This is a genomic window from Spirochaeta dissipatitropha (assembly GCF_054657935.1).
On sequence record NZ_BAAHXT010000002.1, the window covers coordinates 170,670 to 190,677 of the forward strand.

At 48.7% G+C, this 20,008-nt stretch carries 16 protein-coding genes and 1 tRNA gene; 8 read left to right on the forward strand and 9 right to left on the reverse strand.

Annotation, left to right across the window (positions count from 1 at the left end):
* Positions 1-20 precede the first annotated feature (20 nt).
* The gene (locus tag ACYQ2L_RS02665; RefSeq protein ID WP_460050768.1) at positions 21-1,076 is read right to left on the reverse strand and encodes an NAD(P)H-dependent glycerol-3-phosphate dehydrogenase; all 1,056 of its coding nucleotides are present in this window, start codon (positions 1,074-1,076) and stop codon (positions 21-23) included.
* A gap of 16 nt (positions 1,077-1,092) precedes the next feature.
* Positions 1,093-1,545, reverse strand: coding sequence for a nucleoside-diphosphate kinase (gene ndk, locus ACYQ2L_RS02670; RefSeq protein ID WP_460050770.1), 453 nt, complete (start codon positions 1,543-1,545; stop codon positions 1,093-1,095).
* Between the two features lie 93 nt (positions 1,546-1,638).
* Between ndk and ACYQ2L_RS02675 the strand changes: the two genes are divergently transcribed.
* Both ACYQ2L_RS02675 and ACYQ2L_RS02680 read left to right on the forward strand, forming a co-directional pair.
* Positions 1,639-2,121, forward strand: coding sequence for a hypothetical protein (locus ACYQ2L_RS02675; RefSeq protein WP_460050772.1), 483 nt, complete (start codon positions 1,639-1,641; stop codon positions 2,119-2,121).
* A 115-nt stretch (positions 2,122-2,236) separates the two neighbouring features.
* Positions 2,237-3,451: an MFS transporter gene (locus ACYQ2L_RS02680; RefSeq protein ID WP_460051147.1), complete on the forward strand. Its 1,215-nt coding sequence runs from the start codon at positions 2,237-2,239 to the stop codon at positions 3,449-3,451.
* 4 nt (positions 3,452-3,455) lie between these two features.
* On the opposite strand, the gene ACYQ2L_RS02685 is transcribed toward ACYQ2L_RS02680, so the two are convergent.
* Positions 3,456-3,854, reverse strand: coding sequence for a NusG domain II-containing protein (locus tag ACYQ2L_RS02685; protein WP_460050774.1), 399 nt, complete (start codon positions 3,852-3,854; stop codon positions 3,456-3,458).
* Positions 3,855-3,917: 63 nt separating this feature from the next.
* Between ACYQ2L_RS02685 and ACYQ2L_RS02690 the strand changes: the two genes are divergently transcribed.
* Positions 3,918-4,670, forward strand: a complete 753-nt coding sequence (locus tag ACYQ2L_RS02690) for a tRNA lysidine(34) synthetase (protein ID WP_460050776.1) — start codon at positions 3,918-3,920, stop codon at positions 4,668-4,670.
* Positions 4,671-4,709: 39 nt separating this feature from the next.
* Positions 4,710-4,793, forward strand: a tRNA-Leu gene (locus tag ACYQ2L_RS02695).
* A gap of 220 nt (positions 4,794-5,013) precedes the next feature.
* Here ACYQ2L_RS02695 and ACYQ2L_RS02700 read toward each other — a convergent pair.
* From ACYQ2L_RS02700 to ACYQ2L_RS02720, 5 genes are read right to left on the reverse strand one after another with little or no spacing between them, the layout of a single operon-like run.
* Positions 5,014-7,380 (reverse strand): hypothetical protein, encoded by a 2,367-nt coding sequence (locus ACYQ2L_RS02700; RefSeq protein ID WP_460050778.1) that lies wholly within the window; start codon positions 7,378-7,380, stop codon positions 5,014-5,016.
* 43 nt (positions 7,381-7,423) lie between these two features.
* Entirely contained in the window at positions 7,424-7,960 is a 537-nt protein-coding gene (locus ACYQ2L_RS02705) for a shikimate kinase (protein WP_460050780.1), read from the reverse strand.
* 33 nt (positions 7,961-7,993) lie between these two features.
* Positions 7,994-8,803, reverse strand: a complete 810-nt coding sequence (locus ACYQ2L_RS02710; protein WP_460050782.1) for an endonuclease III domain-containing protein — start codon at positions 8,801-8,803, stop codon at positions 7,994-7,996.
* Positions 8,790-10,841, reverse strand: coding sequence for an MMPL family transporter (locus ACYQ2L_RS02715; protein WP_460050784.1), 2,052 nt, complete (start codon positions 10,839-10,841; stop codon positions 8,790-8,792). Before ACYQ2L_RS02715 ends, ACYQ2L_RS02710 begins: the two co-directional genes overlap by 14 nt.
* Positions 10,842-10,848: 7 nt before the next feature.
* A complete protein-coding gene (locus ACYQ2L_RS02720; protein ID WP_460050786.1) occupies positions 10,849-11,550 on the reverse strand; it encodes an outer membrane lipoprotein-sorting protein in 702 nt (233 codons plus the stop codon).
* A 102-nt stretch (positions 11,551-11,652) separates the two neighbouring features.
* Here ACYQ2L_RS02720 and ACYQ2L_RS02725 point away from each other — a divergent pair, with 102 nt between their 5' ends.
* Entirely contained in the window at positions 11,653-12,594 is a 942-nt protein-coding gene (locus tag ACYQ2L_RS02725) for a hypothetical protein (RefSeq protein ID WP_460050788.1), read from the forward strand.
* A 69-nt stretch (positions 12,595-12,663) separates the two neighbouring features.
* Here ACYQ2L_RS02725 and ACYQ2L_RS02730 read toward each other — a convergent pair whose 3' ends face one another.
* On the reverse strand, positions 12,664-14,001 hold the full coding sequence (locus ACYQ2L_RS02730) for a hypothetical protein (protein ID WP_460050790.1): 1,338 nt from the start codon (positions 13,999-14,001) through the stop codon (positions 12,664-12,666).
* Positions 14,002-14,092: 91 nt separating this feature from the next.
* Here ACYQ2L_RS02730 and ACYQ2L_RS02735 point away from each other — a divergent pair, with 91 nt between their 5' ends.
* Genes ACYQ2L_RS02735 through ACYQ2L_RS02745 form a run of 3 tightly spaced genes read left to right on the forward strand, consistent with a single transcriptional unit; the run spans position 14,093 to position 20,004 of the window.
* Entirely contained in the window at positions 14,093-15,826 is a 1,734-nt protein-coding gene (locus ACYQ2L_RS02735) for a transporter substrate-binding domain-containing protein (RefSeq protein ID WP_460050792.1), read from the forward strand.
* Positions 15,814-18,435, forward strand: coding sequence for an ATP-binding protein (locus tag ACYQ2L_RS02740; RefSeq protein ID WP_460050794.1), 2,622 nt, complete (start codon positions 15,814-15,816; stop codon positions 18,433-18,435). Before ACYQ2L_RS02735 ends, ACYQ2L_RS02740 begins: the two co-directional genes overlap by 13 nt.
* A complete protein-coding gene (locus ACYQ2L_RS02745; RefSeq protein ID WP_460050796.1) occupies positions 18,436-20,004 on the forward strand; it encodes a cache domain-containing protein in 1,569 nt (522 codons plus the stop codon).
* The last annotated feature ends 4 nt before the right edge of the window (positions 20,005-20,008 follow it).

Consider the following 20,008-nt stretch of genomic DNA (forward strand, 5'->3'; position numbering starts at 1 on the left):
CAAAAATTCCAGTTCCATTTTCAGGAAAGTATCATTTCCACTGCATACATTGGATCAACTTCCTTGTTCAGGATCTTGTAGACTCCCGCGGAAATCGGCATCCTGAGTTTGCGTTGCTGAATCAGTTTCCAGGCTTCCCGGGCTGCCACCGCGCCTTCCGGCAGATAGCCAATTCCTGCAATATCGCTGATAAGCTCGTCAATGTTCGAGTAGGCTGCGAGCTTGTTGTCGGTAATTATCTCCCGTCCAAAACGGCGGTTTCTTCCGTATTGACTGCGGCAGGTGACGTCCAGGTCCCCAACCCCGGCAATACTGGTGTAGGTCTCAGGATGGGTTGAACCAAGAGCATTCCCCATGATCTGAATCTCATTCAGACCAGCAGCCAGAAGCAGAGATTCAGTGTTGTCTCCTACACTACCGCCCTTACGTTCTGTCAGCGCATCAAGAACGCCGAAGGCGATGGCTACCACGTTTTTCATGGCTGCGCATACCTGCACACCAATCGTGTCCAGAGAGGAAAAAACCTTCAGATTAGGTGAATCCAGCAGATTGCGGAAGGCTATGCTTTTCTTTGGATTCAGTGATGCGCTGATGAGTCCGGTCAGTTTTCCCTGGGCAACCTCTTCAGCATGGCTGGGCCCCGAAATATAGGTAAGGCTTCCCTTGTAGAATCCGGGTAAATAATCCTCCAGGGTTTCTACAATCAAACGGGTACCTCGATCGGTGGTGATAAATCCCTTGGTAAGTACACCTATACTGCTGCGTCCTTCTGCCACAGAGGGGACCGTTACAATTGAGCGGATTGCCTGCAGGGTAAACAGTGATGGGGTGGCAATTATCAGGAAATCCTTTTCACTGACGACCTTGACGAGGTCAGTATCTGCAGTGACATTAAGCGGTAGATCAAAACCCGGCAGATATCGGTCATTGCGGTGACGGATATTAATATCCTCTGCTACCTCAGGCTCAAATGACCAGATAGCTGTCTCCGTTCCTTTGTGTCCAAGGGATTTGGCTATAGCAGTTCCCCAGGCTCCGGCACCGACAATTCCTACCCGTATTTTTTTTTCGTTCATAGAATTTCTCCTTGTGTTACCAGAACCAGTGTGAATTTTCATCGGTATATGCGAATATTTCCCGATCTTCGAAAAACCGATTGATCTCTTCTACCGCACTTTCCGGCGAATCAGAGGAGTGTATAATGTTTTTCCTGGTCAGCAGTGCAAAATCACCCCGGATTGTCCCCGGAGCCGCTGTTTCTGATTCAGTAGGCCCACAGAGTGCGCGGAGAGCCGAAATCGCATTATAGCCTTCAATTACCATTGCCAGCATCGGTCCGGATGTCATATACGCCTGAAGATCAGGAAAGAATGAACGCTCACTTAAGTGTGAATAGTGATTCCGGCACAATTCAGCATCCATCTGGATCATTTTACAGGCAATAATTCTCAGACCTTTTCTTTCCAGCCGTGACAGTACTTCACCCACCTGTCTGCGCTGCAGCAGTCCAGGTTTCAACATACAAAAACTTCGTTCAGTGTTCATATCTGTATTGTCCATGGAAAGGCTGAGGCAATCAAGACTTGATCATTCCCTGGCGGGTATCCGGTTCCATGAATAATTGTTATATTTCACCGTATGTTTAAACGGAGACAATTGACTGTATTAACCTTGATTCTTTTTGCCATGCTGTTCCTGCTTCCTCTCTCTGTGAGCGCTGAAGCAGCAGGAGACCACCGCCTTGCAGGCATCGGTATAGTTCTCGGCGAACCAACCGGTATCTCGGCAACAATCAGGCCCGGTACCTCTGTCGGATATGATTTTGCAGCTGCCTGGTCATTCTCCGGAGATCCAAGTCTGTATTTCCATGCTACAGCACACTTTCCCTTTGCCGAGCTGGAAATCGATTCACCGCATTTCCTGGGCTTTTACTGGGGAGTTGGCCCGGTAGCCAGAGTGGCAAACAATTTTACGCTCGGAGTCAGGTTTCCTCTGGGAATGACCTATCAGTTTGTAAATGCCCCTTTCGAGCTTTTCACCGAAATTGCCCTTGGCATGCTGATCTTTCCTGACACACGCCCGCAGAGTGGTGCAGGTCTCGGTATCCGATATCAGTTCTAGCCTGGAGATCGCAGACCTTTGATCTGAAATTATATATCGAGGAACATAAATGGACTCACCTATACCGGAAAATAAGCCTCCTTATATCAGGCTTTTAATTCCCCGACTCTCAATTATGTATTTCATGCACAACTTTGCCCTGGGTGCTGTTATACCGATTTTCAGTCTGTATCTCCGCAACGATCTCGGATTTTCCGGTTCACAAACCGGTACAATTCTGTCAATGGCAGCGGCATCTGCTTTTATCAGTCCCCTGGTATGGGCGGTTATTGTAGATAGGGTTATCAGTGCCGAGCGATTACTCAGCTTCAGTCATGCCGCAGGTGCAGTTCTCATGTGGAGTCTGAGTCAGGCCGAGACCTTTCCTTTGGTACTTGTCGGCTATCTTGCCTATATGATCGTAATGGGTCCGACAATTCCGCTGACTAATGCCGTTGTATTCGGGCATATCCAGGAGCAGGGCAGGGGGGAGTTCGGCCGGATCCGGGTGTTCGGAACGATTGGCTGGATTGTAGTGGCATGGTTCTTCAGTTTTGTTGTCCTTGCCCGCCCGGATTCTGCTGGCTTCTCTGATGCCCTCAGACTGTCTGCTATCTGCTCTGCATGTCTTTTTTTCTGGTCTCTGACCATTCCGCGCAGAAAGAATATACATCCGGGCAGCCTGAAACAACTGATTCCCAAAAAAGCCATTCAGGTCTTTAAAAAACCGGAAGTTTTTACAATTGCGGTTATTATGCTCATGATCGCTGCATTGGATCGTTTCTATGTCTATGGAGGCAGCCCTTTGCTCTCTTCGCTTGGACTTGATCAGAATCGTATAATGCCGATTATGAGTCTCGGGCAGATTCCGGAGATATTCGCTTTGGTATTTCTGGGGAGACTGCTGAGGAGATTCGGATACCGCAGGGTGTTGATGTTCGGACTTGGAATTCAGCTTCTCAGATTCAGCATTTTCTCTTTAAGTGGCTTTTTACCCTTGCCTATAATCATTTCGGGTTTCAGTATTCATGGTTTTACCTATGCCTTCGGAATCGCATTATGTTCGATCTACGCAGATCTTCACTGCGCTCCTGATACTCGCGGAGGTGTGCATCAGCTGCTTGAGCTTTCCTCATTTGGTTTCGGTAATATTGTCGGGAATATTGGCGCCGGTCGGCTGGCTGAGGCAGGCGAACAGTTTGGAAAGACCGGATTCGAGTTTATGTACCTCGGCGCTGTTATTATTGCATTGCTGGGAATGATATGGATCCGATTCCGTATGCCGGATTCTGCCCCGGTTAAAGATGTCGAGCTCTCGGAAACCAATACCTGCAGTGAGTGCTGTGTGTAGAAGTTCAGAATACAGTGGCGTCGATTTCTGAATCATCCTGGTTGCCCTCTATACGGATAAATACCTGATTAGGAAGGCAAATCAGCCATTCTCCCGCACGATCTATCCATCCGTCACGGACACATATCTGCAAAGGTCCAGGGTCTTCAGTTACCCGAACCTTCCGCTCTTCAATGATTACGATCGTACGACCAAGTGGTCCTTCGAATTCCAGAACCCGGTCCTCATCCAGCGAGTAGAGCAGAGACTTACCTTCCGCTTCAATAGCTACAAATGCTGAGTCACCGTACTGTGAGCGTGCAAAAAGGCTTGCACCAAGGGAGAGCGCGATCGCAAGCAGCAATGCTGCCCAATCAAGCGCATGAAAGTTCCGTACTGTCTCCCTGAAAAAATAGGATTTCATAGAACAGTAACATACAATATTTCAGGGCTTGCCCCAAGTGCTTCACAGCAGCATACTGTGGCCATGCAAGGATTTCAGGAATCAATGACCCAGTCGGTGCAGCGCTTCGTCAAACAGGTTGGCAAGGGAATCAATGAACATCGCTTGATAGCAGAAAATGATCGGGTTCTGCTCGGAATCAGCGGAGGAAAAGATTCGCTCTCCATGGCTTATGCTCTGGCTGCCAGGAAGAAATGGCTGCCGGTTAGCTATACCCTGGAAGCAGTAATGGTGCAGTGGAAGGAGTATCCCCTTCCCGATGAGCAGACGAAAGCTCTGGACGATTTTTTCGAGCAAATTGAAGTACCCTTCAGGAGGATTCCGATGACCATGCGTCCACCGTCCTTCAAGGGGCGCTTCAACTGTTATCTATGTGCCAGAAACCGGAAGCGTGTGCTATTTGATATTGCCCGTGAAGAGGGATGGAACAAGATCGCCTTCGGCCATCATCTGGATGATATTGTAGAAACGGTGCTCATGAATATGTCCGTTCAGGGACGCCTTGGTACTATGATGATCAATCAGGAATTTTTCCAGGGAGCATTACATGTTATACGTCCCATGTGTCTGGTCAGGGAAGCTATGACTGCCAGGGCGGCTCGGTCACTGCAGCTTCCGGTTCTTTCCATCGATTGTCCCTTGAAGGAAGTTAATATGCGGAAAGACATGAAGGAAGTTATCCGCAGCCTCGAGAAGATTAACCCCTATGTCCGGGAGAACATTCTGAAATCATTGTACAATCCAAACTGGGATTATCTGCCGACAGAAGGGCGTTGACAGCCTGTCGGCATTTCCGTTATTCTGATGCCTCATTATGCCGGCGTGGCGGAATTGGTAGACGCAGCAGACTCAAAATCTGCCGCCCGCAAGGGTGTATCGGTTCAAGTCCGATCGCCGGTATTTTTTTTCCATTCACTGGTGACGCTGTTCACCACATCTTCAATCCTCATATACTGTATCTCATTGGGGGCCGAACATGCACATTTTTCGGTGAACAATGAGCTCCAGCAGTATACTGTCCTGGCGGTTACCCTTCAAAAATATCAGAGATCCACGAATAATCGGTTTTGGTGGATTCTCTGAGTCGTTCAGACCTCTTGTGGGTGTGCTGTCATTGTGGTCAGTGCCGGATACGATACCACAGGCTGGGATCGGGCGTGGGGTTTCCGGCGGAATCAAGAGCCTGGATACTCCAACCTTCAGGTACGCTGAGTTCGGGGTTCAGGATCTCCGGTTGAACCGGCAAGGCCCGGGTTCGGTCGAGGGTAATCCGGATGTCGCGCGGCGGAGGAAATTCGAGCGGGGTGTTAGGGTACTCAAGCCACTGATCTTCCAGTAGCCGGAAGCTGCCGAGGATAGTCAGCAAAAAATCCTGTGATTCACTGATTGGCAGGCCGTCTATCGGCACCAGCGAAATCATGGCATAACCCGGAATGCTGGATTTGGACAGATGGATGCTAACAGGGCCGATTGACTGTTGCCGGTGGAGGTCTCCCCATGTGAACAAGGCCTGGTCAGTGCGGGCCGTGACGGACCCGAATGAGAGTGGTCCGGTGGAGAACTCCAGCTCCTGCAGATTATCCAGCATTCCAGTGCGGTAGGCGATAGCTGCCGGTATCTGGGCAGTCAGCTGGAGATTGTTCTGTTGCCAGTCGAAAAAAGCCGAATTGCCGTTATGTGAATCCGGATCGCTGCTGTGGGCGTAGCTGTAGGGCAGAGCCCAGGACCAGTCGTGCAACCCGGCCAGACTGGCCAGCAGCCAGGAGGCCTCGGCTTGAAAGGGGTTAGGGTGGGGATGATTGTACTCACTGACCCCACGAGCCTGGCTGGAAAAGCGGATGACTGCATCCTGAAGGAGTCCGGCATTTGGGTGATCGGTGATTGTGCTGCTATGCACATACCAGTCGTCAAGGTCCCAGTCGCGGTTGGGAAATGTGGGGTGCTGCCAGTAGTGGTGGCTGGTCATAACCGGATATTCCTGCAATACCTCGTCGCGGGTGAACCAGAAGGTGCCTGGGATAATCAGTCCTCGGTAGCCGAGGTCATCGCGGATGAAGTCATGCATGACGGCAAAGTAGCGGCGCTCCATCTCGATCAGGAAGTTCTCCCAGTCGTCTGCTGCTTTCGGACCATAGCGGCGGTTGTCAGCCCCGGTCAGCAGAGGAATAGCCGACCAGTCCCCAGCCGGCAGCAGTTCTGTGCCGATTCCACGGTACAGGGCAAAATTCCGTATCTCCAGGTTGCCGGTGTGCGTGCCCAGCCCACCGAAATTAATACGGACAGGGATTTCACCGTCCGGGATGGTGAGGTACATCTGTACCTGTTGCCAGTTGTCGTCCAGCTCCAAGGTGATGCCGGGGTCAACGGTCATCCAGGGATCTGCTGCCTGCATAGCTGAGATCTGCAGCAGGGGCGGTCTCATGCTGTTTTCAAAGCGCAACATGGTATTCAGAAGGTAGATCCCGGGGGGTGTGATGGTTCGGTTGAGTTGAACGTGCCAGTCGGCGATTCCGGCACGGGATATTTCAATCTGTGTGCCCTCAGTGTTCCATGCGGCCTGCGCGCTGCCGTGTTGTTCGAGATTCCAGTTCTGCGGGCTGCTGTCCACCAGCTGCGGGGATTCGTCTGTGGGCTGCCAGCGCAGATGCATCTCATCGAGAGATCCGTAGCGTTCCTGTAAGTATTCCTGCCACGCTGTCAGCAGGGGCTGCAGCAGCTCGGGGTCGGCCTCGGCCAGGGTGCCGTTGTTATGGGCAAACCACAGCCCGTTCTCGTTGATGATCTCGATGAATGCGGCTGCCGGATCATCAATCGGGGTGCTGCGGCGGTAGGGGTTCACGGTGGTCAGCAGTTGGCGCGCATAGTCCTGCTGTAGTTCGATGAGCTCGGGGTGAAACATTGCAATCGATGCACGCTGTTTCCAGTCCAGCTCACTGAGTCCTGATAGACCAACGGAGAGATCGTCGGTGTACACAAAGGGGCGGCCGACCAGGAGGTTCAGATTCCAGTAAATGCCTTCGTCAGCAGCGGCTGCCAGTAGGGCATGCCAGCGATCAAGCTGTCCGGGGTCGATACGTCGGTCCCCGGAAATCCAGATGTCGTCCGTCCAGATTCCGTCGGGGGCACCGAGCGTGTCCATGTGATGGAAGCGTACTAGGTTGACTCCGTTAGCCGACAGCCGCTGCATCATCCGCTGTCCATATTCAGCCTCGGGAAAGTTGGCGCCGAATGAGAGGTTGGCCCCCCAGAAGCGGATTCGGCTGTCATCCAGCAGCAGCTTCCCGTCCGGGCTGGGGACTACCCAACCGCGGCTACCGGCAGAGTGGTCATTCAGGTGCTGCAGATTAACCGGGCTGTCGACTGCCGGAATCGCAGTGGTATCCCAGGCAATCCAGCGCGGTTGCAGGGCGGTGACACAGCCTGCAAGGCTGCCAGTAATAAGTGCGATCATACCAATCAGGACAAATCGAATAAGACGAGGACTCATACTATAGAATGTATCACCTCTGAATGCTGGCGGCTATAAGGGATCAAGGCCGATCGCTGGTGTTTTTTTTCCATTCGCTGGTGACGCTGTTCACCACATCTTCAATACCCTTACCATCACAATCGATTATAATGTCCGCGGCTTTCTTATAGTAGGCTTCTCGTTCCTCATAGACTGCACGCAGATCTTCATCCGGGTTCATGGCGATACCGCGGTCGCGGATATTTGTGATCCGGCGTTCGATTTCTTCGAGTGAAACCCGCAGATACATACATAATCCACCTTCGCAAAGGCGTTTTAAAGCCTGCGGTCGAAGTACTGCACTGCCTCCGGTCGAGATAACTGCCTCACAGATCTCCAGTGACGAGATAATATCACCTTCGATTTCCAGGAATCCCTCGATACCCTCATCTTCTATAATTTCGGGGAGCAGTCTGCCTGCTGCCTGCTGAATGATTACATCGGTATCAATAAAATCAAAGCCGAGCGCTTTGGCTGCCAGAACGCCGACGGTACTTTTGCCAGCCCCCGGCATGCCGATCAAAATTACGTTGTCACCATGTTCATTAATATTCGCCACAATTAACTCCCTGTGTGCGGATCATAGCTGATTTTACTTCTCGTTTGAAGCCTGCTGTGCATGACTGCAGGAATCAGATAGTACACAGGCGGAACACAGAGGTTTCGGTTTGCAGAGGCTTGAGCCAAGTTTTACAAACAGGGCATGGAACTCGTTGTAAAGCATAGCCTGCCTCGCAGTCTCACAGGAGGCACATTCTGTCAGTCTTGTTTCAAACCAGTTACGGAATTCTTCGTAATTCTGTACCGGTGCAGCCTCGGCCCCGAAATAACGGCTTATAATGCGCTTGGTATAGGCATCAATGACGAATACCGGGATGCCATAGCAATAGAGTAGAATGCAATCCGCTGTTTCCGGTCCTATTCCCCAGAGTTGAAGCAGTTCTTCTCTACCAGGAATCCGGGATAAATGATTCCTGGTATCGCTGGAATTACCCGGACCGTCGGAACTGCTTGAAGCATCGGATCCTCCGGCGAGCCAACCTTTATCCAGACATGCGGCAGCGAGAATCCTCAGCTTCCTGGCCTTCTGACGGTAATAACCTGAAGAGCGAATATATTCTGCGAGCTCGGATTCCTGTATCGTCAGAATTGATTCAGGCCCTGTCAGGCCCGCATTGCGAAGAGCCTGCAAAGCCATTTCTACATTTCCCCAGTTGGTGTTCTGGGTCAGAACTGCCCCGGCCATTACTTCCCAACGATCTTCTTCTGAAATCACCGCTGCTGAGACATCGCGAAGTACATCTGCACTACGGCCTCGTACCGGCCACCAATACTGTGGTCCGAATTCCGCTGACAAGCGTTTATAAAGTGCAAGCAGATCTGCAGATTCAGGGCTCTGCATGCGTCTGTGTCCTGTTCAAGGCGAGTACCAGGGTGGTGGATGTAGCCAATCCGAGAATAATCATCAAGCCGATTCTCATGATAATAAAAAATGATGAAAACAATAGTACCGCAACGGTTGAGCAGAGAATAATAGTTGTCAGCAGAACTGTTATTCTGCTCTGCCGGTGCTGCTGCAGGAATGCCATCAGGATAGCATCATCTACCCCGACTCCGGCCACAACAGCGAAAATAATCGTTTCAAAAATGAACATTCTCCATCCGAGCAGACCATATACTGCACAGACGAGCAGTATTGCAAGCAGCGGGGGAAGCAGTACCTTTATAATCTGCACTGGTCGGCGGGTGAACGATAGAATCAGAAAGCCGACTATGCCTCCGAACAGCAGGCCGGATCTTAACTGATCGGGCAGAAACCGGGACTGCTCCTGATATTGCTTTATCTGTGTTCCCTGCAGGTTGATTTCTACATCCTGCTGACTTCCCCAGAAATCATGAATCATTGCAACTATGCGCTGACTGGAGCGGTAATCCTGATTTTCAATCGGGATCCTCAGATACATCTGGGTGCTGCGGTAGTTTCTGTCTATGATTTCCCCGTTTCTGCCGATCTGACGGCTGCCGAGCTCGAGGGCCTCTGCAATTTCCTCCGTGCTCCTGGCTGGAACAGGGGTGCTGGAACCATCAAGCCTGGCAAGGGTTTCATCAACAAGATTGCGGTAGCTGTAGCTTTGAGATCCCGGAAAGGCTTCTGCAAATTCCCCTTCGAAACTGCCAAGCAGCTGGTACTGTTCAATATAAACCCAGAAATATTCTTCAGGATGGCTCAGCGTCAGCTGGATTTCCTGATAGCCTGGCGCCTGCTCCTGTATAAAAAGAACAGATTCCCTGGCTTCTGACCCGGGTCTGAAGATGGAGTTATAGTCCGAGCCAATCTGAAGCTTCGGAATACCGATTATCGAGATTGTGGTTATGCCCAATATAAGTAGAATTACTCTGCGTCCAGGAGTTTTTCTCTCACGAACTGAACTCTCTTCAGCGCGGGATTCAGGATGATTCTGTACATGTTCAGACCGTGATTTCTGAAACAATGGTGCTGCGAGGAAGGCTGTCAGCACTGAAAATGCAACCCCGAGGCTGGCCTGCATGCCTATGATCCTGAGATTGCCTGAATCGGAAAGGCTCAGGCTCAGCAGGCCGAGCACGGTAGTGCCGGCTGTCAGAAGTACAATTTTTCCATGCGATCTGATTGCAGATACCCAGCTGTCATCAATTATACCAGCCCGGATGTGCAGGGAGTACGAGGTGGCAAGGCCTAGAACAAGCACGGGTACGGTAACATATTCACTACGCATTGCAATATCCTGCAGTGCGAAGGAGGCTGCAGACATAAGCATTGCCACAAGTGCCGCTACCCAGACGATCAGACTCTGCCGCAGATTAACCAGCAGCAAGCCTGACACAGCAGCCAGAACTACAGCCCCTGCTAGCAACAGAAGTTTTAGATCACGATCGATTATCTGCTGTGTCAGGGTTTCCCAATAAGGAACCCCGCCGAGAATGAGATCAGGATAGGCGCGTTTCAGATCATCGAAGCTGTTCTGCAGCCGCAGATAGTCTGTCTGCTCTACATAGTGTATCCATGATGATCCGTCCCGGGTGAGTAGAAGAAGTCGCAGCAGTGGTGAGCTGCTCAGGGATTCCTGAAGCGTATCTGAATCCAGGCTAACTGCATCAATCAATAGTTCTTCCTGAAGGAGTCCATCAGCCAAACGTATGTCTGTAACTGTAAATAGATTGTTCAGATTGGAAAACACTTCGATTTTCTCTAGTGCCTCATGTAGCTTCAGGTTCTTCGTCAGTGATTCCAGGCTGAAAGGGTTTTCTGTAGGGATTACCAGTACAATGGAGTTCCTGCGTTCTGCACCTGTATCAAAGGAGGGGTCAAAGCTGAGTTTTCCCAGTAATACCGCCGAGGCAGTTGTCAGAACTGTGAGTAGCAGAATGGAGAGAAATCGAACCATCCTCAAGGATTTCATGCGCTTGTCAGAGCCCGGCAGGATTGAAGCTGCGGGGACCAAAACGAGGGTCGGTGTTAACAGACTTCAGTCTCAGCAGACTGCTGCTTCCATCAGCAACCGTTTCCATACGTGCTTCCTGGGGAAGTATCACAGAGGAGGTCTCTGTATAACTCAGAACCCGGTAGCTGCGGCTGATCTGGCCATCCGGGCCAAGAAAGTCGATTGCAGCGACAAGATCGTATTCCGGATGAATCTGGAAACGGAATGCTTCCTTGTTTTCGGCAGATAGAGCTTCAGCTTTCTGCCAGGAAGATCCGGGAATATCGCTGATTCGATAATCATCCAGATTCCATCCGGAAAAATCGCTGATGAGAAAGTCAGAACCGAAAACCCGCTCACCGCTTCCGCGGTTTCCGACTCGCTGTACACCGCGGCTGGTAGCGATCCAGGTATTGCTTACACTGCCTTCCTGTGTTACCAGAAATTTCATATTTCGCAGGAATGCAGGACTCGTAACCTGGGAACGTAATTGATAATCTCTGCCCTCATTATTGTTATAGAGTATCTCGATGCTGCGGGTGCTGGTTCCCGAATCGTCGGAAATAATCAGCTCAGCGCTGATTTCCAAAGCCCTGGCACTACCGAACAGTCGGAGTGTCGGTGTCTCTGCTGTGGCAGCAGCAGATATAAGAGTCAGTGATACGATGAGCGATAAAACAGCCTTCATGCACATACATATATCACGATAATCCGGATTTTTAAAGATTGCAGATGAAAATATTGAATTGGTATGAGCCATGGGATATAATCTTGCTGGAGGAGATAGAATATGAAGAAAATTCTTGTAGTTTTGACAGCGCTTGTGCTGTTACTGGCCATGACAGGCTGTGACCTTTTTGGTCCCAAGCTTGATCTAGTTGATGTAAAGGACCTGCCAAGCTTCAGCAGTGCTCCGGTGGATAGTGAGGAAGCTGCCCTGGCGGCTGTGTTGAACTCCGGTATGCTCCTTGCAATTCCGATGGAATCCTTGGGAGAGGAGATTGGCGCAGAGCTTGAAAATCAGATGAGCTCTATTCAGGCTGCCATTTTGAGCCATTATCTTGCACCGTCTTTCAGCCTTTCTGCACAGCCTGCAGTGGTATGGGAAGATAGTTTTACTGAAAGTGGTAATGATGATAAAGGCAGTGAATCGGGTAGTTTTTCTCTTGAAATAAGCAATGAGAAAGATGAAGACAGCCTTATCCAGCTGGACGGTACTGCCAAGGGCAAAATGAATGCATCATGGGATTTTACCGGAAACAGAGAGAAAATGGCTGTTGATGCCGATGCCGATACAAATTTCCGGCTTCGGGTTCTGAAGGATGTTTCTGCCGAAACGTATGACGGCGATACAATGACAATGAAGAGAGGTTCTGTTGCCCATTTTATTGCATCCATTAAGTTTGACTATGATATTGATCATAATACAGACACTGATGCCGGAACTCTTACTGCAAGCTATGATTCCAGGGTACAGTTTGGTTATACCATGACCCTGGATGGTGTAGATGGCTATGCTGGAAAGTTTGTTCTGGTTATTGATCTGAAAGAAAAAAGTAAAGTAGATATCACTTATAGTGATGAAATGGATCTGAACTCTAAAATGGCCGAGCAGGTTACCGGCGAGTTTGAATCCTTCGGTACCCTGAAGGTCTATAATAACAGCAATACCCTGTTGTTCGACATTGACCTTACTGATGATAAAATTCTGGAAATAATGATGGAAATGTAAACCGTGAAATGCTCTGATTGAGCATGACGTGTTTAGATCAAGCAGCAGGCAAAGCGCCTGCTGCTTTTTTTATATATACAGTCGCATTCCGATGTGCAGTCGTTGTATATTACGGTAATTGTACAGAAATGAGCTGCGGCGGCGACTGAAAAATCTGAGTCCGGACATGTACAGTAGTACCTGGTCGTCCGGCCGGAACTGCAACTCGGTCATAGCCGCCAGTGCAGGTTCAGTGTCGAAGCGGGGTACATCAAGAATTCCACCGAGTTTCAGGCCGAGTTTTGGAACAGCCGGTGGAGACAGATCAAGAAGAGCTGCTGCCGAGCGGCTTAATGCCGGGCGGCTGAATGTCTCTGAAGAGAATATATGATGATAATGGCTTTCCAGGAGCAATGTTCCCCAGCCTTGCGGCAGGAACCAGCCGGCACCTGTACTGATGCCTATAAATGGAGCTGTACTGACGGTGTGTTCGGCAGAGGTCACCGCCAGGGCAATGGCTGAATGCGGGCTGTAGGCTGCTTCGATCCATGACCAGAATGAACGGTATGAGCTGCTTAATTTACCCGCCGCGACAAAATGTCTGTTGTAGTAGGGGGCCGCGATCATGGTGAAATCCTGCCCCTCGCCGTTAATGCTTGTTAATGGTTTCTCTGTATTCTGCTCGATTATTGTTCTCTGATTCCAGCCGTAATACGCAATTATCGCTGCATCCAGCCATCTCGTAGAAAGGCCTGCCTCAATTGCTCCCGAGATCGAGTTCAGCCTTGCTTCTGGTTGATTGTGTTCTATTATGAGTTCCTCACGCTGCCAGATAGTCCGTCCACCTGACGGCATCCGCACACTGATCAGGGATGGGAAAGAATCATGCGGAAACCAGATTGAATCCGTATCCGGCAGGCTCAAATCAGGAACTACGGGTGAGACGTGCACGCGCAGATAGCCGGAGCGCAGGTACAGCGTACTTTCAAGTTTTAGTGTCGCAGCCTGGCTGCTGCCTGTGTTCAGTTCCCCCGGCAATCCCTGCGGTGAAAAGAAGTGCACTGCCGGAAAGAACAATGCAGGAGACCATGTGTCCCGTAACAATCCTGTTCGTATATCTAAATAGTCATGTATGTACCAGGTCGCTGAAAGATTCTCGATTGATAATAGCAAAGGGCTGGTCTTAAGTCTGAATTCGGCATCAAGCTGGATCGGTCCCTCAAAGTGTGACAGCTGGTTCTGAATCTGAAGCTGGTAATCTGCAGGTGACGAAAAAGTATCATTCGACTGCAGATACGTACTCATACTCATATCAAGTTCAGTGCTGAATGAGAATGCTGTGAGGCTGCCTGCAGACAGAAGAGTGAAGAGTGCTGCAGGAATCAACGTACGAAACCTGGCAGTGCTGAATTTGAGTCTCATATACATAGATTGCTGCTTTTCGCAAAAAGAGGCAATAGACTCAATTGTCATCGATTTTTATTGATTTCAATCTCTGTTGCGTGTAGACTTCGGCTCGATGCTCAAAGTAAAAATATTAATGTGTACTGCACTGTTGCTGTTTATTTTTCATCATAGAGGGATTCTTGCTGCCGGTGAAGCATTAATTGAGCGGGTACCGGTTTTCCGGGTCGGATCCGATATTGATTATGCACCGCTCAGTTCCAGAAATAATGGCAGAGTAACCGGTCTGGATGTTGATCTGATCAGCCTTCTGGAGCACTATACCCAATTCGACTTCGAACACCATCTCGATACCTGGTCTCAAGTTCTCGAGGGACTGGAACATGGCCGCTTTGACATAGTTACAGGTATCCTGGCTACACCGGAGAGAAGAGAACGTTTTGACTTCAGCATACCCTACATTGTAGATAGATATGCTGTTTTTATCAGGCCAGATTCCTCCATACGCAGCATTACAGACCTGCCAGGATTGCGTGCTGCTGTACTCGATCAGGATGCGGTTATCGAGAACTATCTTGTTCCCCATGACCTGCACGGTGAAGTAATTCGAACTGCTACTTTTACTGATTCTCTGTTTCTGGTGCATGACGGAACTGCAGACTATACAATTGCACCATTGAGCCTTGGTGTTCAGCTTTCCGGCGAGCTGAATCTTGGGTTGCAATATACCGGACGAGAGCTTTTTTCAGTTGAGTATCGCCTGGCTGTCCGGAAAGGAGAACAGAATCTGCTGGAACTTCTGAATGATAGTATTCTGGACATGCATCTCAACGGATCCCTGGAGCAGTTGAGAAATAAATGGGCGTTTTATACACCCCTGTCTGTGTCTTCTCCGGATCCTGTTTCTTCTCTGAGTGCATTAATTGCTGTATTAGTATGCCTGTTAATCTCGGCAGTGTTTATTCTGATCAGATTGATGCACAGAAGTAAAAAACTGCAGGAACAGAAACAGGCACGGCTCAATGAATTTCTGTCTTCGCTTCTCGACACAGTACCACTTCCTGTTTGGTGGAAGAATAATAACCTTCAGTATGAAGGCTGCAGCAGGGCCTTTCTTGAACTCATGAATCTCGAATCAGGTGCTGATCTAATTGGCCGGACAGATGTTGATTTCTTTCCCGCCGAGGAGGCTGCAATTCGAACGGAGCAGGACCGGTATGTACTCGAGCAAGGTCTGATTGGTTTCTCAGCGGAGAAGCAGGAGATCATCCGTTCCGTGCTGAGAAATAATTCTGGTGAAATTATTGGGCTTCTTGCCTGTTCAGGACAGACAGCTGTCACTGAGTCACTTAGAAACACTATTCGAAACCTGACTGTTCAACTTGCAGAAAAGGAAAGTTATCTGAAGCAGCAGTCCTTGATCGAGAGCGGTACAGGCTTGTTCCGGTCTGATTTCATGAACATCAGACTTCATGAAGAAATAGAAATGTACAAACGTTATGGCCAGACTCTCGCATTGGTGTTTTTCGACGTTTTCCCCGATTCATCAGATTACTCTGAAGAGATGTTCCTCCTCGTATCCGAGCTGATCAGAAAGAATATTCGTCAGGTGGATGTCCCAGGTCTATACTCTGATCATATAATCTACATTCTCCTGCCTCATACGTCTGCTGCCGAAGCAGAGGAGATAGTATATAAACTGAATCGACTGCTTCAGCATGAACTGACCCTTAATACTTTAAGAGTCAGTGTGTCAGAATACCGGGGTGAGAATGAATCAGATTTTATTTCCGAAGCCGTTAAGAAAGTTCTCTTGAGTGAATCGCGGAGTCAGATGTGCAGAAAATAAACCCGGGTACGTCCTTCTATGTTTTTGGAATAAGCATAACGGTGACACTGCTATTGCTTGCCCTTATCATGACCAGTCGTCCGGAAATTGCAGTCGAAAGCCCGGGTCTTGATATAAAGATGCACATCAGTGAATCAAATCTGAGGCGTCTTTCACTGGATATCCGTCAAGTTGACAGGAATTACAGAATATTTGACCAGAAGGAAGTGAGTAGCTCGGCCAGGTTTGTGTATCTGTGGCTGAACATTTCTAACACGTCCCCATTAGACAGGACGATTTACTTTGTAAACGATGGAAGGAACTACTATACTGAACTGCTCCGGCCGGCAGCAGGTGGTGGGGTGACGGTTTACAGGCATGGGGACATTGTAGCATCATCTGATTATGTAATTAAGGATACACGGGCTGCTTTTCCGATTACCATACCTGCAGGCTCTTCTGTTGAACGGGTAGTGGAGTATCATGGTCCCAGGTCTATACTTGTTAAACCGCAGATCTGGGAGCCCGGTGCCTACATGAACCGTATGTTGAGACACAGGGGAGTGCTTGGTGGGGTCTCTGGTGCAGTTCTGGTTCTCATTCTTATTAACTTGACCGCTGGTTGGATCTATCGGAGTCTGACCTACCTGGCATCTGCTGCTTTTTCCTTCTCCGTGTATTTCTTCTTTCTTCGTCAAAGTCGTCTGCTTCTTCTGTATTTTGACAATCTGATTTACCCTGAGTACCTGTTTCCCTTGAGTATATTTTTGAACCTTCTGACCGCCGGATTCCTCGTATACGTCCTGTTCCGAAAATATATGACCACGTTCATACGTTTGTCATTTAGCTTTCTGCTTGGCTTTGGTCTACTGTTTTCCAGTCTTGCTTTCTGGATGCTTCCATACTTTTTCGCAGATATGCTGAATCTCCTCGCACTGCCCTTTTTATTGCTGGTCGTTCTACTTGCGTATTATGCGATGAAAGATAGAGATGTGGAGGTTCTCTGGATCAGTTTTACAGCTATTCCATGGATCAGTATGATGTTTCTGGATATTATCAGTTCAGTTTATGGACTTAGATCAAGTGGTCTTGTGCAGTATAGACAGATTCTTGGCTTGACAGCTTTTGTACTCATGTTGAGCCTGCTTCTTCAGTATATAGGTTATCGTAGAAATCGGGATATAGCAGAAAATGCTGCTGATGAGACAGAAAAAATTCGTGCTGAGTATAGTATCCAGTCTGCTTCACTTGGAAATCTGCAGACGGCTATCCTGAAAGAGATCTCGCATCAGCTTCATTTACCTCTGGAAAGCATCATAGCTTCCGCACGTATTCTCGGTCGGAGCTTTAATGATCCCAAGGTTATTGCAGCCAGTCAGGTGATCCGGAATGAAGCAGAATCCTTGATTCATCATGTCAATGAAGTAATTCATTGCGCTAACATTGATGATAGCCCGGATCCCCCTGTTGTATCTGAGGAGATATCGCTGAATGACAGTAATGGAGCTGCTCTGGCAGGTAGTCTGTCTTCAGGAAGTATAGGGTCTGTAATGATTCTTGACGAGAATGCTATGAACGCCAAACATAGTGCACTTGTTCTGCAGGCTGAAGGAATGCAGACAATCATAGCCTCAGACCACTATCATGTACTCCAGGCCGCTTCGAAAGGCGAGTTTGATGTCCTGTTGGTAGATTCATCATCTATCGGTGAGCAGGCGTTTCAACTTTGTAGTATGCTGCGGTCAGAATTCAACCTGCTTCAGCTGCCTGTTCTCATGGTCACTGATTATTTTGCTGATTATATTATCCGGCAGGGCTTCGCTGTAGGGGTAAACGATTTTCTTGTCCGGCCATTTGATGTATCTGAATTGACATTGCGCATGCAGTCTCTGGTCAAGCTCAAGAAAGTGGTGGAGCATAATCATGATCTTGCTAGATCCGAGAGTGAAAAAAATGCCTTTCTATTTTTCCTCACACATAATATCAACACTCCTCTTACTATACTTCTTAATCGTATACGCGATTTAAACGATCTGGTGACACTGGATAACCTCTCGGAGATTGTGGAAGACTTGTTGTCATCATCGAGAGAAATCAATGATGTAGTCCAGAACGTCCTGATATCTTTCAGACTTGCAGATGGACGTCACACCCTCCGGCTTGAAGAACTTGATCTGGTTGAGCTTGTTGAGGCCGTTACAAGAGATTTACATGGTAAAATTTCCGCGAAAAACCAGGTCCTGAAGCTTGATATACCCTTTGCTGAGGTGCCTGTGTATGGTGATTTTGTCTCACTCAGAGGAATAATCTATAACCTGGTAGATAATGCCTGCAAATTCTCCCCACTCGGCAGTGTTGTGGATGTTGTTGTCAGTAAAGACCGGAATATCAGGCTGGAGGTAAGAGATCAGGGACCGGGGATTTCAGAGGCAGATCAATTGCGGCTTTTTCAACGCTTTGAGAAACTATCTGCCAGACCAAGCGGCGGTGAATCCTCAACAGGTCTCGGTCTGTATGTAGCATATGAGTTGGCCAGATTGAATGATGGTAATTTAAGCTACTCAACTTCATTTCCCGGTGCATGTTTCATACTGGATCTGAAGGCTGTTCAGAGGAATCAGGGGGAATAGATGCGTTTTACTCATTATCTCCTGGTGGTTTCTATTCTCCTCTGGCTTGTTCCGCTTGCAGTTTTCGGAGCCTGGATATTCAGGGATGTACAGGAGCGGCAGAACTTCATTCGTTTGAGAGAGCTTCCGGCACTTGGACACGCAGTTACAGCAGATCTGAATCGTACTGCTGCAAAATACCGGCGTGTTGGTGATAAACTGCTCCAGGATGCTTATGTTCGTGACTGGATTCTGGCAGGTGAGAGAGATTTTGAATCCCTGCAGGCTTTCATGGACAAAATAAAGCAGGATTTTGATATGTGCAATGTGAGCATAGTGAGCAATCTTTCAGAAACGTATTATGCCGCAGACGGCCGGATAATAAGATTGAGTCCTGGCGAATGGGAGCGGGATGGCTGGTTTTATTTATACCGGGAAGGCATTCCGGAGGCCAATCTTGATTCCTGGTTTGATCATGAAACGAACATGTTGTATATCTGGATTAATGTTCCGGTTCTGGATCGTAATGGTAAGTTTATTGGTCTTGCCGGAGGCGGACTGAATAGTTCCGGCTTTTCCGAAACCATGCATTCATTCAGCCGGGATCCAGGACTCAACATATATCTTGCAAGAAGAGATGGCGCACTCATATATGCAACTGACAACAGTCTGCTCAACGGTAAGCGAAATTATATCAATTCCATATGGGGTATGGATATTATTGAAGTATTGCGCCGGAGAAAAGATGTATCAGAAGGCTTTGTGCTTCATCCGGGCGGACTCAACGGGCCTGCACTCTGGGTCCGTTATGCTCAGGAATGGGACACATTTCTTATTGTCGAACGCAGTGCTGATTCAGTAGCAGATACAGCCTTCAGTCAGGTGCGGAATCCACTCAGGGCAGGTACGTTATTCTTCTCTGTTCTGATTGTTTTATTAATTCTTATGCAGCGAGTAGTGGGAAGGAAATTTTGCCTGGTACAGCATGAACTGGAAGACGTGAAAATGAGAGCTGATTCTTTACAACGTGCACATTATTATCTTCAGGAAAGAGCCTCTGTGGTTCTTGATGAGATAGCTGCAAATTTCAGCACTAAAATCGGCTCAGCTGCTGCTGGTGTCATATTCGAAAAGAAAAAAGAGATAAGGGAAACAAACGAGGCCATCGATGATTTCTGGACAAGTGGAGGCCGGCCGGCTCTTCTGGATAGAGTCGATATAACGGAGCTCAGTAAACAGCATTTATTGAGGTTTGTTCCTGCGGCTGTAAAAAAGGGGCAGACACTACATGCCAATTTTCCTGGAACAGGCCTGTTTGTGCAGACTAATCCAGGATTATTCGGAATAATGTTGGCTGAAATTCTGTCAGATGTTATTGGTAGCTCACCACAGGGTGCTAAAATTCTGCTGAACGGCTACAAGATAAATCAATCGGTAATAATTGATCTTATTGCTGCAAACCAGTTTATCTGTAGTTCCCGGGATTGTGAGATCTTACTGAGCAGGTTTTCCCATGCACTGAATATCAGGCTGTCTTTCGGCAGAGAAACGTGTGCCGGGGTTGCACTCCGTATGGAATTCGACGGGTGACAGT

What these genes read in the sequence shown, in the direction of transcription:
- ACYQ2L_RS02710 (WP_460050782.1), bottom strand. Translation starts at nt 8,803, where the DNA reads ATGCAGAGCCCTGAATCTGCAGATCTGCTTGCACTTTATAAACGCTTG.
- ACYQ2L_RS02720 (WP_460050786.1), bottom strand. Translation starts at nt 11,550, where the DNA reads ATGAAGGCTGTTTTATCGCTCATCGTATCACTGACTCTTATATCTGCT.
- ACYQ2L_RS02690 (WP_460050776.1), top strand. Translation starts at nt 3,918, where the DNA reads ATGCAAGGATTTCAGGAATCAATGACCCAGTCGGTGCAGCGCTTCGTC.
- ndk (WP_460050770.1), bottom strand. Translation starts at nt 1,545, where the DNA reads ATGAACACTGAACGAAGTTTTTGTATGTTGAAACCTGGACTGCTGCAG.
- ACYQ2L_RS02715 (WP_460050784.1), bottom strand. Translation starts at nt 10,841, where the DNA reads ATGAAATCCTTGAGGATGGTTCGATTTCTCTCCATTCTGCTACTCACA.
- ACYQ2L_RS02685 (WP_460050774.1), bottom strand. Translation starts at nt 3,854, where the DNA reads ATGAAATCCTATTTTTTCAGGGAGACAGTACGGAACTTTCATGCGCTT.
- ACYQ2L_RS02675 (WP_460050772.1), top strand. Translation starts at nt 1,639, where the DNA reads ATGTTTAAACGGAGACAATTGACTGTATTAACCTTGATTCTTTTTGCC.
- ACYQ2L_RS02730 (WP_460050790.1), bottom strand. Translation starts at nt 14,001, where the DNA reads ATGTATATGAGACTCAAATTCAGCACTGCCAGGTTTCGTACGTTGATT.
- ACYQ2L_RS02680 (WP_460051147.1), top strand. Translation starts at nt 2,237, where the DNA reads ATGTATTTCATGCACAACTTTGCCCTGGGTGCTGTTATACCGATTTTC.
- ACYQ2L_RS02700 (WP_460050778.1), bottom strand. Translation starts at nt 7,380, where the DNA reads ATGAGTCCTCGTCTTATTCGATTTGTCCTGATTGGTATGATCGCACTT.
- ACYQ2L_RS02735 (WP_460050792.1), top strand. Translation starts at nt 14,093, where the DNA reads ATGCTCAAAGTAAAAATATTAATGTGTACTGCACTGTTGCTGTTTATT.
- ACYQ2L_RS02745 (WP_460050796.1), top strand. Translation starts at nt 18,436, where the DNA reads ATGCGTTTTACTCATTATCTCCTGGTGGTTTCTATTCTCCTCTGGCTT.
- ACYQ2L_RS02665 (WP_460050768.1), bottom strand. Translation starts at nt 1,076, where the DNA reads ATGAACGAAAAAAAAATACGGGTAGGAATTGTCGGTGCCGGAGCCTGG.
- ACYQ2L_RS02725 (WP_460050788.1), top strand. Translation starts at nt 11,653, where the DNA reads ATGAAGAAAATTCTTGTAGTTTTGACAGCGCTTGTGCTGTTACTGGCC.